Genomic DNA, 15,370 nt, shown 5'->3' on the forward strand with positions numbered 1-15,370 from the left:
CACTCTACCCTACTAAACTTTAGGGCATAAAAACGGGGCAGTCCGACCTTTGGGGTTCCTACACACCATTGTCCGTCCTGCCCCGTGAAGCCAAGCCTCATTGCCAAAATTACGACGCTTTTGCGTCGCGTCCAGCTAGTGCCCCATCTGTCCCGGCAAAAGTTTGTCAGCCAGTTTGTTATCGCCCTGCTCAAAAGCCGCAACGTCCAATTTTGCGAGGTAGCCCAGCACCTGAATGACGCGGTGAAAATCGCTTCGAATGAAACCCGCATTCAGGACTTTTTTCGGCAGGTGGACCTGAATTATCTGGTGCTGGCCCACCTGCTGCTGCGCTTGCTGCCCGCCACGGGCAAACTGCGCCTGTGCCTGGACCGCACCGAATGGGACTTCGGCCGCTGCCAGGTCAATATCCTGCTCGTGACCGTAGGCCGAGGCGACTTTCAACTGCCGCTCTATTGGGAACTGCTCGACAACCGCAGCGGGAACTCCAGTGCGGCCGACCGTATTGCCCTGCTCAAAATCTGCGTACAGGTGCTGGGCCGCGACCGCATCGGGCTGGTGGTGGGGGACCGGGAGTTTGTGGGCCATGTCTGGCTTAACTGGCTACGGAAGAATAAATTGCCTTTTGTAATGCGCCTGCCCAAGCACCACCAAATCACCTTTGCTAGTGGCCGACGGCAGGCCGTCACGGCCCTGGGCCTTGCCGTAGGGCAGCAGCGGCATTTTCTGCATTGCCAAGTGGCTGGGGTCTGGGGACAGGTCTGGGTCAAGCGGCTGGCCGACACGGAGTTTCTGTTTCTCTTCGCCGCGCCCGGCTTGCGCAACCTGGGCGGCCTCTACGCCAGCCGCTGGACGATTGAGCAGTGCTTTCAGAACCTGAAAGGACGCGGCTTTAACCTGGAAGCCACCCACTTATGCTGCCACCAGAAGCTGCGCAAGCTCGTGGCTCTGGTCAGCCTGGCCTACGCGCTATGTCTGGGCGTGGGCACGATGGCCCACGGCAAAATCAAGGCCATTCCACGCAAAAATCACGGCTGCCGGGCCACAAGCCTGAGCCGCTACGGACTGAATCTGTTGCGCCAGCTCACGCGGCCCCACGCCCAGCCACAAGAGCCGGTGGCCCGTAAAATCATGGCCCTGCTAGACTGGTTTATTCGGCAACTTACTTATTATCAAATCCCTAAAATAGTAGGGTAGAGTGGCAGTAAACATATAGCTGATTTCTTATTGTCCTCACGCCCTAGTGGTCTGACAACTTAATTCCGTTTGTAACAGTATCGCGTGGACACCATCTGTTTTTTGCTGATGCCCCGCCTCGCCAAACCCGTCAACCTACCACCTGCCGATGCCGCCCAATTGCAGGCGATTGTCAAAAAAGGCACCCACAAGAGCCGCAAAATCGCCCGCGCCCGTGCCCTACTGGCCATGAGCAGCGGCAAAGGGGCGGCCGTCGTGCAGGCCGAAGTGGGCATTTCCACCACCCAGTACTACCGCCTCAAGGGCCGCTACCTGGCCGGGGGGCTGGCTCAGGCGCTGGAAGAGCGCCCGCGCAGCGGGCAACCGCCGAAGGTGACGCCCGCCCTGGAAGCGCGTATCACCAGCCTGGCATGCAGCGACTTGCCAATCGGCGCGGCCCGTTGGACGCTCTCGCTACTCAACGAAACACTCGTCTCGCTCGACTACGGACCGGCCGTTTCCAAGGAAACGATTCGTCAGGTGTTAAAAAAAGCCAGCTCAAGCCCTGGCTAAAAGAAATGTGGTGCATCGGCACCATCACGGGCGAGTAGCTGGCCAACCTGGAAGACGTGCTCGACGTCTACAGCGCCCCGGCCGCAGCGGGCGTGGTGCGCCTGTGTTTCGACGAGCGGCCCTGCCAACTGCTCGACCACGTGCTCACGCCGCTGCCGCCCAAGCCCAGGGCGACCCAAAAAGAACACCAGGAGTACGTGCGAAAGGGCGTCTGCAACGTGCTGCTGGCCTATAATCTCGATACGGGCCAGCGCCACGTGCAGGTGACGACGACCAAAAACAAGGGCGATTACGCCCGTTTTATGGACTGGCTCGTGCAAACCCACTACCCCGAGGCGGCGAAAATCCAGCTCGTGCAAGACAACTACAGCACCCACACCTACGGGGCCTTTTACGAACACCTGCCCCTCTAAACGGCCCGCCACCTGCGCCACACCCTCGAATTCCACTACACGCCCAAGCACGGCTCCTGGCTCAACATGGCCGAAATCGAATTTGCCGCCCTTTCCCGCCAGTGCCTGGACCAGCGTATCGGCACCCAGCAACGACTCGAACAAGAGGCCCTGGCCTGGCAAGCCAAGCGCAACGCCGCCGCCACCAAAGACAATTGGTCCTTCACCACCGAAAAGGCCCGCGTTAAGTTAAAAAACAGATACGCTGAATTAACCAAAGTAAGTGACGAAATTAAACTGTAAGACCACTAGTCTATGTAAGTTATAACCAAGCTTCTGTTTCAACCTAAATAGGCAGGCTGTGTAGAAAAGCTACTTGGCAACTAAAAAAAGGTCATTTAAGTACAAAAATAAATGGCAAAACGATAGCAAAATGTCTGAGGACAGTAGATCAGGTCTTTTTTTTGGTGGGTCCAAAATCAAAAAAGGCCTGTCTAGGCTAAATAACAGACCTTTTGAAATAGGAGAGGAGCCTATTTGTGGCCCTTGCCCTTCTGCTTATGGCCATGCGTGCCGTAGTTTTTGCGGTCACGGTACTGATAATAGCCGGTATTTGCGGGTACCACTACGTAGCCTTTTTTATATCCCTTCTTAGCTTGGCCGGGAGGCTTGCCGTGCGGGTGGCCGTCGTGCTTGGGATATTTCACTTTATATTCCTGGTAGCGCACCCAGGGCTGCGCGCCCACGTAATCGACCACCACCGGATGGAAATTGGCCGTGTTGTAGCCAGTGAGGGTGGTGGTACGAATCCACCGGCCATTGCGCGACACCACGTACTGGCGGGCCGGCACGTCGTAGAAGCCGTTGGTTTCGGGGATGTAATAATACTGCGCGCCCTGGGGCACGGCCGGTCCCCAGCTGGGCGGATTCACATTGATGATGACCTGGGCGTGGGCGGCCGGCGTGGCTGCCAGGGCAAATAGGCCCAGCAGGGCAATGCGCAGCGGCTGAAGGAGGAATTTCATGGGATTGGGTTGAGCGAAACGTGATGTACGGCGACGCTTGGCAACTACGGTGCCAACTAGCTTGCAACGGGTACGCAACAACTGTTGGGGTAGTTTGGGGATAACATTTTCTATTGGGGGCACAAACTGCCGTCCGTCGCTGTTGCACACCGATGCCCCGCTCCGCCCGCCTAACTATGGCGGGCCAATAAGTTGTTCTCATTAGCCTTCGGGCTCCCTATTTCGTACCTTCGCGCACTTATTCGCTGCGTTTCTGAATGGCCAAAAAATCCACTGCTACCCCGGTTGCCTCAGCCCCTAAAGCGAAGGCCGCTGCTCTCAAAGCGCCCACTAAAAAGGTCGCCACCCAAGCCGCTGAAACCGCTGCCACCGTGCGCGACATGACCGAGCTGCCCGCTGCCGGCCCCACCACGGCCCACACGCACGGTCAACTCAACGGCCATAGCCCCGCCTCCCAGCACCTCGAAGCCCCGTTCATCGAGGTGTACGGTGCCCGCGAGCACAACCTGAAAAACGTGTCGGTGAAAATTCCGCGCAACCGGTTGGTGGTGTTCACGGGCATTTCGGGCTCGGGTAAGTCGAGCCTGGCCTTCGATACCATTTATGCTGAGGGGCAGCGGCGGTATATGGAGACGTTTTCGGCCTACGCCCGCTCGTTTATGGGCGGACTGGAGCGGCCCGACGTGGACAAGATTGAGGGCCTGTCGCCGGTCATCAGCATCGAGCAGAAAACCACCTCGCGCAACCCGCGCTCCACGGTGGGCACCATCACCGAGATATACGACTTCCTGCGCCTGCTGTATGCGCGTACCGCTGAAGCCTTCAGCTACGCCACGGGCAAGAAGATGATTCGGCAGAGCGACGACCAGATTATCAACTACATCCTGCGCTACTTCGATGGCAAGAAGCTGGTGGTGCTGGCGCCCGTGGTGAAGGGCCGCAAGGGCCATTACCGCGAAGATTTCCAGAAGATTGCCAAGCTGGGCTTCACCAAGGTGCGGGTGGATGGCGAAATCCTCGACATCACGCCCAAGATGCAGGTAGACCGCTACAAGATTCACGACATCGAAATCGTAATTGACCGGCTGCTGGTGAAGGAAGAGGACCGGTTCCGCCTCAGCGGCTCGGTGCAGAATGCGCTGGTGCACGGCAAGGGGACCATGCTGGTGCTCGACCCCGACGCAAAAGGTGAAAAAGACAAGCCGCAGTTCTTCTCGCGCTTTCTGATGGACCCCACCACCGGCATCGCCTACGACGACCCGGCGCCTAATACGTTCAGCTTCAACTCACCCTACGGCGCCTGCCCCACCTGCAACGGCCTGGGCGAGGTGCAGGAAATCACGGAAGACAGCGTGATGCCCGACCGCAAGCTGAGCATTAGCCGGGGCGGCATTGCGCCGCTGGGCGAGTACCGCGACATCTGGATTTTCCAGCAGCTGCAGCTCATTCTCAAAAAGCAGAAAGCCACGCTGAACACGCCGCTGGAAAAGCTGCCCGAGGATGTGCTCAAGCGCCTGCTCCACGGCATCACGGAGGACGAGGCCGACGACAGCAAATCCCAGTACACGGAGGCCTTTGAGGGTATTATCCCCTTCCTGCGCCGGCAGATGGACTCCGAATCGGACAATATCCGCGAGTGGATTGCGCAATACGCGCAGGCCCAGACCTGCCCCGAGTGCAGCGGCTACCGCCTTAAAAAGGAGAGTCTGCACTTCAAAATGGATGGCAAGAACATCGGCGAGTTGTCGGTAATGGATTTGAACGACTTGGCCGGCTGGTTCGAGGGCCTGGAGAGCCGCCTGACCGACCGCCAGAACGTCATTGCTCGCGAGCTGCTGAAGGAAATCCGCAAGCGCATTGGCTTTTTGCTGGAAGTGGGCCTCGACTACCTGAACCTGCACCGCCCGGTGCGCACGCTGAGCGGCGGCGAAAGCCAGCGCATCCGCCTCGCCACCCAGATTGGCACCCAGCTCGTGGGCGTGCTCTACATCATGGACGAGCCCAGCATTGGCCTGCACCAGCGCGACAACGAGCGGCTGATTAAAGCCCTGCAGCACCTGCGCGACATCGGCAACTCGGTGATTGTGGTGGAGCACGACAAGGACATGATTCTGCATGCCGACCACGTGCTGGACATTGGCCCCGGCGCGGGCATTCACGGCGGCCAGATTGTGGCCTCCGGCACCCCGCAGGAAATTTTGAATTCCGGCTCGCTCACCTCGCAGTACCTCAGCGGGCAGAAGCACATTGAGATGCGCAAGAAGAAGCGCAAGGGCGAAGGCGCGGAGCTGGTGCTGAAGGGCGCCAAGGGCAACAACCTAAAAAACGTGACCCTAAAAGTGCCCTTGGGTAAGCTGGTGGCTGTGACTGGCGTATCGGGCTCGGGCAAAAGCACGCTCATTCACGACACGTTGTATCCTATTCTTAACCAGTATTTTTTCAATGCCAAGCGTGAGCCGTTGGCCTACAGCAGCATTGAGGGCTTGGATTTGGTGGATAAGGTGATTGAGGTGGACCAGTCGCCCATTGGCCGCACGCCGCGCTCAAATCCGGCTACCTACACGGGCGTATTCACTGAAATCCGCCAGTTGTTTGGCGAGATGGCCGAGGCCAAAATCCGCGGCTACGGTCCCGGCCGTTTCTCCTTCAACGTGAAGGGCGGGCGCTGCGAAACCTGCGAGGGCGCGGGCATCCGCACCATCGAAATGAACTTCCTGCCCGATGTGCACGTGCCCTGCGAAACCTGCAAGGGCCGCCGCTACAACCGCGAAACTTTGGAAGTGCGCTTCAAAGGCAAGTCCATTACCGATATTCTCGACATGACCGTGGAGAAAGCCGTGGAGTTTTTCGAATACCAGCCCCGCATTCTGCGCAAAATAAAGACGCTGAACGATGTAGGCCTGGGCTACCTCACCTTGGGCCAGCAGGCTACCACGCTTTCGGGTGGCGAAGCCCAGCGCGTGAAGCTCGCCACCGAGCTCAGCAAAAAGGACACTGGCAAGACGTTTTACATCCTCGACGAGCCCACCACTGGCCTGCACTTCGAGGATATCAACCACCTCGCCGATGTACTCCAGAAGCTGGCCGACAAGGGCAACACCGTCCTCATCATCGAGCACAACCTCGACCTGATTAAGGTGGCCGACCACGTCATCGACATCGGTCCCGAAGGCGGCGCGGCCGGCGGCATGATAGTGGCCCAGGGCACCCCCGAGCAGGTGGCCAAGTCCGACAAAGGTCACACCGCCCGTTTTTTGGCTGAAGAATTAAAGGTCAGTAAGTACGCGGAGGTATAGTAATCAGACTCAAAAAGGCCGTCATGCCGCGCGCAACGCAGCATGACGGCCTTCTGTTTTGCACGTTTTTACGTGCGCATTTAAAGCAGTGCTACGGCAGGTCTTCGATGACGTCGGCCACTTCTTCGGCCCCGGCCAACTCTTCCTGCACGGGCGTATGGTACTTGGCCGCGAAGCCCCGGATGTCGCCATCGTACGCATCGTCCTTCATATCATCGAAAGCGTCCTCATCCTGGCTTTGCATTTTGACGATGAGTTCCATTACTTTTTTGTCGAGCTGCGAGCCGTTGGTAATGCTTACCTCATGGTAAGCGGCTTGTTCATCGCCGCCGAGGGCGGAGGGAATAGCCAGCTGCTTGGCGGCGGCCAGCGTGCGCAAAGCCCCGAGCAGCTCCAGCCGGTTTTGCACCAGGCGGGTGCCGTAGGCGCGCACGGTGGGGGTGGTGGCCCGGGCCTGCGCCAGCTTGCCCAGCTCCACGGCCAGCAGCGCGTTGCTGGTAGCTTTCACCAGGAAGTTCGCATCGGCTTCCTGTTTCTCGGTGACGTCGGCAGCACTGATTTTATCCCGGTTTTCCGCATTGGCCGCATCTACGGCGTCGTTGCCGCTACTCCCCGACGAACACCCTGATAGCGGTGGCAACGCCACGACAAGGCAAAAAAATATTCGGCGCACAGTGGCTGATGGCAGCAGGGGAAGGGACATAATAAAGGAGCTGATGGAAGGCTTGCGGTATAGTTGCAACCCTATACGATGGCGTTGGAAGCGGGTTCCTGAGGAGCCGCACAGATATTTTTGGTTGGGGCTTTAAACCCACGCGGCTTCCCCGCTTCCAACCGAACACAAACGTTATTTACTTCACCTTTTTTTCGTTCATTATGCGTACCGTTTCTCTTCGCGCCCTCGCTTTTGCCTGCCTCGCCAGCGGGCTGTTGCTCACCACCGGCTGCCAGCGCGACGCCGACCAGGTGGCCCCCGATGATGTTGTTTCGGCCGAAGACCACGGCAGCAGCGACGAAGAAACCGCGCTGAGCAGCGACCTGCTCACGGCCGCCCAGCCCCAGGATGAAAGCGTAACCGGCAGCCCCGCCGTGGCCGGCGCCGCCGAAATGGGCCGCCTGTTCGGTACCTGTGCCACGCGCACTTACACCGCCGAAACCCGCACCCTGGTCATCGACTTCGGCCCCACCAATTGCCTGTGCCCCGACGGGCGCTACCGCCGCGGCAAAATTGTGGTTGTGTTCACTGGCCCAAACCTGCGTCGGCACTCCGGGGCCATCGTTACCCGCGTCGATTACTTCGTGAACGATAACCAGCACACCGCCACCCGCATTTTCACGGACCTGGGCAACGGTTCCTTTAGCCTGAATATACCCAGCGCGAGCATCATTCTGGCCAACGGCGGCGGCACTCATTCCTGGACGGCCCGGCGGGTGTTTACCCGCACAGCCGGCTTCGGCACGCCCCAGTTGGCCGATGATGAGTACAGCATCACGGGCACGGCCAGCGGCACCAACCGCCGGGGCGTGGACTACACGGCCACCATCGGCCAGCCGCTCATCAAACGCTTCACTGCGGGCTGTTTCCGGCATTTCGTGTCGGGCACCGTCAAAATTGAAAATTCCAAGGACAATACCTTGCTGCTGAACTACGACCCAACGGGTGCCGGCGTGTGCGACAATATTGCCTCGGTTACCATCAACGGCAAGCGTACCCGCACCATCACGCTACGCTAAGTTTGCGGCGGCGGCGTAAAATATAATTGTCAGGTAAAAGCAATGCCCTCCCGATTTCGGGAGGGCATTGCTTTTACCGGGGCTAAGCAGTTGTTCAAAAGTAAATGCGCCGTGAATGGGCGCCCAATTAACAATCAGAATAAAAGCTTGCGGCTTGTAGCTTACCGCTTAAGCGCCTTTAAAAACAGGTTTGCGCTTCTCGCTGAATGCCTTTACACCCTCAAAATAATCCTCGGTTTCTCCGGCGATTTGCTGGCAATGGGCTTCGTAATCCAGCATTTCGTCGAGCGTGGCCGCGCCGGCTTTGTTCAGCATTTGCTTAAGCAGGCCAATGGATTTGGTGGGCGCGGCGGCGTAGCGGGCGGCCAGCGCGTAGGTGGCCTCGTCCAGCTGTTCGGGAGCCACCACCTGGTTCACCAGGCCGAGGCGCAAGGCTTCTTCGGCGGGTACTTTGGTGCCCAGGCTGCACAGCTCGAAGGCTTTGAGCGTGCCTACCAACCGGGGTAAAAACCACGAAGACCCCGAATCCGGCACCAGCCCGATGTTGATGAAAACTTCAATCAGCGAAGCATCGGTGCTGGCCACCAGGGCATCGCAAGCCAGCGCCAGGGAGCAGCCCGCTCCCGCCGCCACGCCGTTGATGCGGCCAATTATCGGCTTGGGCAGCGCCCGCATGGCCCGAATAATGGGATTGTAGCGTTTGTGCAGGGAGTCGTAGAACGAGCGTTTCTCCGCGCCTTGAGCGGCCTTCAAATCCTGGCCGGAGCAAAAGGCCCGGCCCGCGCCGGTGAGCACGACCGCGCGCACGGCGGCATCGCGGGCCACCTGCTTCAGGGCGTCCTGCAGCTCGTAGCTCAGCGGGTCGTTGAAGGCGTTGAAAACATCCGGACGGTTCAGGGTAATGGTGGCCACGCCATCGGGGCGCACGTCGTAAAGCAGGCTGGTATATTCCATTGAGTAGGGGAGTAGCACACGCCTGGGCTTGTGCAGGGCGGAAGATTGAACTGCAAAGAACGCACAAGCTCAAATATGTGCTAGCGCGCCAGCAGTGCTTCCGCCACCACCAAATCTTCTGGGGTGGTGATTTTGATGTTGCGGTAGTCGCCGTCCACCAGCTGCACCCGGCACAAATCGTCCACCACGGTGGCGTCGTCGGTGAAGGAAGCCAGCTCGGGCATGGCGTAGGCGCGGCGCAGCAAGTCAAGCTCGAACGTCTGGGGCGTCTGCATGAGGCGCAGGCGGCTGCGGTTCTGCGCCGCCGAACCGTGCTGCGACACCAGCCGCACCGAGTCTTTGGGCATCACGGCCGCCGCTGCCGCCGCGTGCGTGGCGGCGGCCACGTAGGTGCGCTCCACTACCAGGCGCGACACCAGCGGCCGCACGCCATCGTGCACGGCCACCAGGCCTTCGGAATGATTTTTCAGCGCGGCCAGTCCGGCCTTCACCGATGCCCAGCGGCTGTTGCCGCCCGCCACCAGCGTGTGCGGAATGCTGACCTGATGCTGCGCGCACAGCGCGGCCCAGGTATCGAGCTGGTCGGCGGGCAGCACCACCACTATTTCCGCCACGCGCAACGCGGGCTCGGCAAAACGGCGCAGGGTGTGCAGCAGCACCGGCTCGCCGGCCAGCAGCAGAAACTGCTTGGGACGGTCGGCGGCCATGCGGCTGCCACTGCCGCCCGCCACCAGCACCGCAAAGCGCGGAGGATGCGGGGGCAATGCGGCCATCGAACGGTTCAGGGGAGTCAGCATGGCGCAAAAGTATCAGCCCCCGTGGAAGTGCGGCGAATCAGGCCGGGCCAAAAGCAAAAACCCGGCTGCCACGTTGGCAACCGGGTTTTGCTTTTGGCTTCATAAAGTACTAGAGAATCAGCATGGCGTCGCCGTAGCTGAAGAATCGGTATTTTTCCTTGATAGCTTCCTTGTACGCCTCCATCAGCAGGGGGTAGCCAGCAAAGGCCGCCGCCAGCATGATGAGTGTGCTCTCCGGCATGTGGAAGTTGGTGAGCAGGCAGTTGGCGATTTTGAAATCGTGGGGCGGGAAGATGAACCGGTCAATCCAGCCCTGGGTGGGCTTCATGCGGGCATTGGCCGATACCGACGCTTCCATTGCACGCACGGTGGTGGTGCCCACGGCGCATATTTTGCGCTTGGTATCGAGGGCTTTGTTCACGATTTCGCAGGCCGGGGCCGTCACGATAAAGTTTTCCGAGTCCATCTTGTGCTTGGTCAGGTCTTCCACATCCACGGTGCGGAAGGTGCCCAGGCCCACGTGCAGGGTCACGAATGCGGGCTCGATGCCCTTAATTTCCATGCGCTTCATTACCTCGCGGGTGAAGTGCAGGCCGGCCGAAGGCGCGGCCACCGCGCCGATGTTTTCGGCGTAAATGGTCTGGTAGCGCTCTTTGTCGGCGGGCTCGGTTTCGCGATTGAGAACTTCTTTCGGAATCGGGGTTTCGCCCAGCTCGTAGAGCGCTTTGCGGAACTCCTCGTCGGTACCATCGAACAAAAACTTAATGGTGCGGCCGCGCGACGTAGTATTGTCGATGACCTCGGCCACCATGTCCGACTCACCGAAATAGAGCTTGTTGCCCACCCGGATTTTGCGGGCCGGGTCCACCAGCACGTCCCACAGGCGGAGCTCCTTGTTCAGCTCGCGGAGCAGAAAAACTTCGATTTTAGCACCGGTTTTTTCCTTGTTACCGTACAGACGGGCCGGAAAAACCTTGGTATCATTCATCACCATTACGTCGCCCTCGGCGAAATAATCCAGAATGTCTTTGAAGGTTTTGTGCTCAATCTGGCCGGTTGCGCGGTGCACGACCATCAGGCGGCTTTCGTCGCGGTTGCGGGCCGGATGCAGAGCCACCAGTTCTTCGGGGAGTTCGAACTTGAACTCGTGCAATTTCATCGCCATAGGGCAGTATTTGGGGGAATTTAAGGAAATTTGGGGAGGCAAAAGTACGGCTTTTTCTCAGAACATTCATTTTATCCCTTGTCGTCGCTTTGCGTGCGACCTTTACCGCTCAGCAACTTCCCGCTGATTTTCCGTCTTTTGCCCCGGATACTTACCCTCACATGCGCTCTCTGCACCATGCTAGCACTTCGCCTCACCTTTGAAAGCTTTCGATTTGCCTGGGATGCCCTCAAATCCAATTTATTGCGCACCATCTTGTCGCTGTTGGGCGTCACGGTGGGTATCTTTTCCATCATCGCCGTTTTCACCATCGTCGATTCCCTGGAAGCCAATATTCGCAGCAGCATGAATTTTGTGGGCGACAAGGTGATTTATATCGAGAAATGGCCTTGGACGTTCGGTCCCGATTACCCCTGGTGGAAGTATTTTAACCGGCCCGTGCCCTCGGTGCGCGAGTTTCAGGAGCTACGCCAGCAGCTTGGCGGCAACAACCGGGGCATCGCCATTTTCGCGGCAAAGGGTGGCAACACGCTCAAATCCGGCTCCAATTCCATGTCGGATTGCGCGGTGCAGGGCGTGAGCTACGATTACCGCGTGGTGAGCAGCGTGCCCCTGGAAACGGGCCGTTACTTTACAAATCAGGAGATGGAGTCGGCCCGGCCGGTGGCCATCATCGGCGCCACCATTGCCGAAAACCTGTATCCTCAGGGCGTAGCGCTGGGCCGCGACTTTAAGCTGCGCGGGCGGAGCTTTGTCATCATCGGGGTGATGGAAAAGGAGGGTAAAAAGCTGCTCGATACGCCCAGCAACGATACCAACGTGCTTTTGCCCTTCGGCTCATTTGTCAAAATGTACGGACTCGGCGTCACCGGTATGGGCGACGGCCCTTCGCCCCGCATCGGCGTAAAGGGCCGCGAGGAAGACGCAGGCCTGATGGACCTGGAATACGAAATGCGGGGCGTGATGCGCAACATTCGCGGCCTCAAGCCCCGGCAGGAAGATAATTTCGCCCTGAACCGACCGGAAATGATTGCCAGCCAAATCTCCCAGCTCTTTAGCGTTATCGGCGTTGTGGGGGGCGTCATCGGCTCGTTTGCCATTCTGGTGGGTGGCTTCGGTATTGCCAATATCATGTTCGTGTCGGTGCGCGAACGGACCAATATCATCGGCATCCAAAAATCACTAGGGGCGAAAAATTTCTTTATCCTGTTTCAGTTTCTGTTTGAAGCCGTTTGCCTGTGCCTCATTGGCGGGCTGGCGGGCATTCTGCTGGTGTGGCTCGTGACGCTGGTTCCGCAGGACGCGTTGCCGCTGGCCATGTCGGCGTCCCGCATTATTCTGGGCCTGCTGATTTCGGTGGGAATTGGGGTGATTGCCGGCATTGTGCCCGCCGTGATGGCGGCCAACCTGGACCCGGTAATTGCCATTCGCGCTAAATAAGTAGCCGTTCGTTGTTGGGCGTCAGTTGTCGGGGGTCAGTTGTCTGATTGAGTGAGTGCCAACAACTGACAACTAATAACCGACAACTAACAACTGATAATCCATGACGCTACCTGCTTTCTTTTACTACGAATTTCTGGGCAACACGGTAGGCCAATACGTAGTGGCCGTACTCATTCTGCTGGTTGGCAGCGTATTTCGACGGGTGTTTTCGCGCCTGCTCAGCAAGCTGCTTTTCTCCCTCACCAAGCGCTACACGGGCGGCGTGAGCGAGGAGGAGCTGCACGGCTTGCTCATCTATCCGCTCTCGATGCTGCTGCTGGTGATGACGCTGCAACTGGCCGGCGCTACGCTCACCTACCCGCATGGTCCCGGCGCCGCTGCCTTGAAACTGCCCTGGCACGAGGTGCTGCTGATGCGGCTGCTGAGCCTGGCTTTCATCGTGGCGGCGGTGTTGGTGGTGCTGCGCATCATCGACTTTGCTTTGCTGGTCACCTCGCGGCGGGCGGCCCTGCGCGATGCCACCGGCGTTACCCGGCTCGACAACCAGTTTTTGCCCTTCGCCAAAGACTTGTTAAAGGTATTTGTCATTCTGATTGCTGTGCTGGTGGCGCTGGGCCACGTATTTGGGGTGAATGTGACGGCGCTGGTGGGCGGCCTGGGCATTGGGGGCCTGGCCGTGGCTTTCGCGGCCAAGGAAAGCCTCGAAAACCTCATTGCCTCCTTCACCATTTTCCTCGACCAGCCCTTTGGCGTGGGCGATTTGGTGAAAGCCGGCGAAGTGAACGGAACCGTGGAAAAAATCGGCTTCCGCAGCACCCGCCTGCGCACCGCCGAGAAAAGCTACCTCACCGTGCCCAACAAAAGCATGATTGACAAGCCCCTCGACAACCTCTCGCTACGCACCTCACGCCGCGTTGGCTTCACGCTCACCTTCGACCAGAAAACCACTAGTGTGCAACTACACGCCATCATTGCCGATTCTATTCAGGCCATGCAGGACCACCCGCTGGTGACCCAGGAAGTGCAGATGAAATTCAACGCCCTCACGCCCATGGGCAAGGAAGTAACCGTGCAGTATTTCGTGGATACCACCAGCTACGACGAGTACCTCGATGCAAAGGAAGACCTCAACTACCGGCTGGTGGAAATGGTGGAGCAGCACGGCGGCTCCTTTGCCGGTGCCCCCGGCATAGCCAACGTTTAAGCGGTAAGCCATAAGCTGCAAGCCTCAAGCTTTTATTATGATTATCAATTGATTGATAGACAGTCAACGTGCGTTTACGTTTGCATAATTGCTTAAGCCCGGTGCTTGGCATTTCGTGGGCGCCCCCGTAGCAGCTTGCGGCGCTTAACTGGCATAGCCAAAAAGAAAAACGGCAACCCATCGGGTTGCCGTTTTTTGATACAAATTGTTCAGCACCAACAGTAGAATCCGAACCTACCGTTAGCGGCCGCCCAGCAGGCCACCCAGCAGCGAACCCATGCCCCCGCCGCCCAGCAGGCTGCCCAGGCCGCCGCCACCGGCGTTGGCCGGCTGCGAGTTGGGCCGGCCGCCCAGGCCCCCAAGAATCGACATCATCGAGCCCAGGCCACCGCTGCCAATGCCCGAGCCCTGCTGGGGCATGCCAGCCGAGGAGTTTCCGCCGCCCATCAGGCCGCCCAGCATGCCGCCGCCCAGCAGGCCACCGAGCAAGCCGCCCAAACCACTTTGGGAAGCCCCCCCGAGCAGGCCGCCCAGGCTGCCGCCGCCGCCCATGCTATCCATCAGGCCGCCGCCGCCGCTTTGGTTGCGGTTGCCGCCCATCACGCGGGAGATAACCATGGGCGCCACCACGCCCAGCAAGCCGGCCATGAGCGCCTGTTTGGGAATGCCAACGCTGGAGAGTTTATCGCCAAGGCCGCCAAAAAAGCTCTGTTTGGCCGGGTCTTCGGGGTTGTGCGCCACGGTTTCAGCCTGGTCTACCACGGTTTCCAGGGTTTGCTGCTGCTGAGAATTGATGCCCAGGTACTGCGACATTTTGGTAATCATGGCTTCCTCATCGTTGGCGTACGAGCCATCGGCCCGGGCAAAGCTGATAAGGTCGGTAACCAGGGAGAAGCGCAAGTCGCTGTTTTTGAGCAAGTCAAGGCTTTGCTGAATGCTCTGGTTGGAAGCGTCCTGGGCGGCAGCCAGCACCTGTTGCGTGGAGCCGCCCGAAAGGCCGGCCTGTTGAGCTAAAGCCTGCAAAAACTCGATTTCAGCGCCCGAAGCTTGGCGGTCGGCACTGGCCAAACTGGCAATAGCGCTCAGGTAGGCGGTTTTTTCAGCTTCGGAATAATTCTGGAGAAGGGTGGTTTCCATGAGAAAGGGAAAGAAAATTAGAAAAGGGACGTGTCGTGCTTAACGCAGGACATCAGAATACGTTGCTTGCCGTCCGCTGAGTGCTGGGGATTGTTTTTTGAGTAGGGCTAAGATTTTTTCTCTCCCTGAAAATGAAATTGTTGCTGCAGAATCAGGCATCTGATTCCACTATCGAGGGGAACAAAAAGTGAAAATTATTTGGCGCTTCCGAAAACACCTCCCATCTTTGCAATCCCAAACGGAAACACCCACGGGGGATTAGCTCAGCTGGTTCAGAGCATCTGCCTTACAAGCAGAGGGTCACTGGTTCGAACCCAGTATCCCCCACACTGAAAAACAGTCACTTAGCAGCAATACTAAGTGACTGTTTTATTTTCAACACCTCTTGGGAGGTTAGCTCAGTTGGTTTAGAGCGCTGCTTTCACACGGCAGAGGTCGAAGGTTCGAATCCTTTACTTCCCACCACTTCAATAC

General features: G+C 58.6%; 12 protein-coding genes, 2 tRNA genes and 1 pseudogene. 9 read left to right on the top strand and 6 right to left on the bottom strand.

Going from position 1 to position 15,370, the window contains the following annotated elements; translation table 11 throughout:
• The first annotated feature begins 84 nt into the window (after window positions 1–84).
• The 3 genes and pseudogenes from GM79_RS19450 (at window position 85) to GM79_RS26190 (ending at window position 2,444) form a co-directional block, all read left to right on the top strand.
• Complete coding sequence (locus GM79_RS19450) at window positions 85–1,197, top strand: IS4 family transposase (protein WP_035560846.1); 1,113 nt, start codon at window positions 85–87, stop codon at window positions 1,195–1,197.
• Window positions 1,198–1,281: 84 nt separating this feature from the next.
• A complete protein-coding gene (locus GM79_RS19455) occupies window positions 1,282–1,749 on the top strand; it encodes a helix-turn-helix domain-containing protein (protein WP_081867884.1) in 468 nt (155 codons plus the stop codon).
• A 95-nt stretch (window positions 1,750–1,844) separates the two neighbouring features.
• A pseudogene (locus GM79_RS26190) lies at window positions 1,845–2,444 on the top strand (IS630 family transposase).
• 230 nt (window positions 2,445–2,674) lie between these two features.
• Here the strand turns inward: GM79_RS26190 and GM79_RS19465 are convergent.
• Entirely contained in the window at window positions 2,675–3,166 is a 492-nt protein-coding gene (locus GM79_RS19465; protein WP_051719092.1) for a hypothetical protein, read from the bottom strand.
• Between the two features lie 257 nt (window positions 3,167–3,423).
• On the opposite strand from GM79_RS19465, the gene uvrA reads away from it, so the two are divergent.
• The gene (uvrA, locus tag GM79_RS19470) at window positions 3,424–6,462 is read left to right on the top strand and encodes an excinuclease ABC subunit UvrA (RefSeq protein WP_235184123.1); all 3,039 of its coding nucleotides are present in this window, start codon (window positions 3,424–3,426) and stop codon (window positions 6,460–6,462) included.
• 91 nt (window positions 6,463–6,553) lie between these two features.
• On the opposite strand, the gene GM79_RS19475 is transcribed toward uvrA, so the two are convergent.
• Window positions 6,554–7,165, bottom strand: a complete 612-nt coding sequence (locus GM79_RS19475) for a DUF4142 domain-containing protein (protein ID WP_081867887.1) — start codon at window positions 7,163–7,165, stop codon at window positions 6,554–6,556.
• Between the two features lie 173 nt (window positions 7,166–7,338).
• On the opposite strand from GM79_RS19475, the gene GM79_RS19480 reads away from it, so the two are divergent.
• The gene (locus tag GM79_RS19480; RefSeq protein ID WP_035567231.1) at window positions 7,339–8,196 is read left to right on the top strand and encodes a hypothetical protein; all 858 of its coding nucleotides are present in this window, start codon (window positions 7,339–7,341) and stop codon (window positions 8,194–8,196) included.
• Window positions 8,197–8,364: 168 nt separating this feature from the next.
• Here the strand turns inward: GM79_RS19480 and GM79_RS19485 are convergent, their stop codons facing one another.
• The 3 genes from GM79_RS19485 to queA all read right to left on the bottom strand — a co-directional run bounded on the left by GM79_RS19485 (window position 8,365) and on the right by queA (window position 11,106).
• Window positions 8,365–9,150, bottom strand: a complete 786-nt coding sequence (locus GM79_RS19485) for an enoyl-CoA hydratase-related protein (RefSeq protein WP_035567232.1) — start codon at window positions 9,148–9,150, stop codon at window positions 8,365–8,367.
• A gap of 80 nt (window positions 9,151–9,230) precedes the next feature.
• Window positions 9,231–9,947, bottom strand: coding sequence for a 2-C-methyl-D-erythritol 4-phosphate cytidylyltransferase (locus GM79_RS19490; protein WP_235184124.1), 717 nt, complete (start codon window positions 9,945–9,947; stop codon window positions 9,231–9,233).
• Between the two features lie 109 nt (window positions 9,948–10,056).
• A complete protein-coding gene (gene queA / locus GM79_RS19495; RefSeq protein ID WP_035567233.1) occupies window positions 10,057–11,106 on the bottom strand; it encodes a tRNA preQ1(34) S-adenosylmethionine ribosyltransferase-isomerase QueA in 1,050 nt (349 codons plus the stop codon).
• A 183-nt stretch (window positions 11,107–11,289) separates the two neighbouring features.
• Between queA and GM79_RS19500 the strand changes: the two genes are divergently transcribed.
• Both GM79_RS19500 and GM79_RS19505 read left to right on the top strand, forming a co-directional pair.
• Window positions 11,290–12,552, top strand: a complete 1,263-nt coding sequence (locus GM79_RS19500; protein WP_035567234.1) for an ABC transporter permease — start codon at window positions 11,290–11,292, stop codon at window positions 12,550–12,552.
• Between the two features lie 103 nt (window positions 12,553–12,655).
• Window positions 12,656–13,759, top strand: a complete 1,104-nt coding sequence (locus GM79_RS19505) for a mechanosensitive ion channel family protein (RefSeq protein ID WP_035567236.1) — start codon at window positions 12,656–12,658, stop codon at window positions 13,757–13,759.
• A gap of 240 nt (window positions 13,760–13,999) precedes the next feature.
• Here the strand turns inward: GM79_RS19505 and GM79_RS19510 are convergent, their stop codons facing one another.
• Window positions 14,000–14,896: a TerB family tellurite resistance protein gene (locus GM79_RS19510; protein ID WP_035567237.1), complete on the bottom strand. Its 897-nt coding sequence runs from the start codon at window positions 14,894–14,896 to the stop codon at window positions 14,000–14,002.
• A gap of 252 nt (window positions 14,897–15,148) precedes the next feature.
• Here GM79_RS19510 and GM79_RS19515 point away from each other — a divergent pair.
• Window positions 15,149–15,223, top strand: a tRNA-Val gene (locus GM79_RS19515).
• A 60-nt stretch (window positions 15,224–15,283) separates the two neighbouring features.
• Window positions 15,284–15,361: transfer RNA gene (locus GM79_RS19520), tRNA-Val, on the top strand.
• Window positions 15,362–15,370 lie beyond the last annotated feature (9 nt).

The sequence above is a fragment of the Hymenobacter sp. IS2118 genome (genome assembly GCF_000715495.1).
In the GTDB taxonomy this organism is placed as follows: domain Bacteria; phylum Bacteroidota; class Bacteroidia; order Cytophagales; family Hymenobacteraceae; genus Hymenobacter.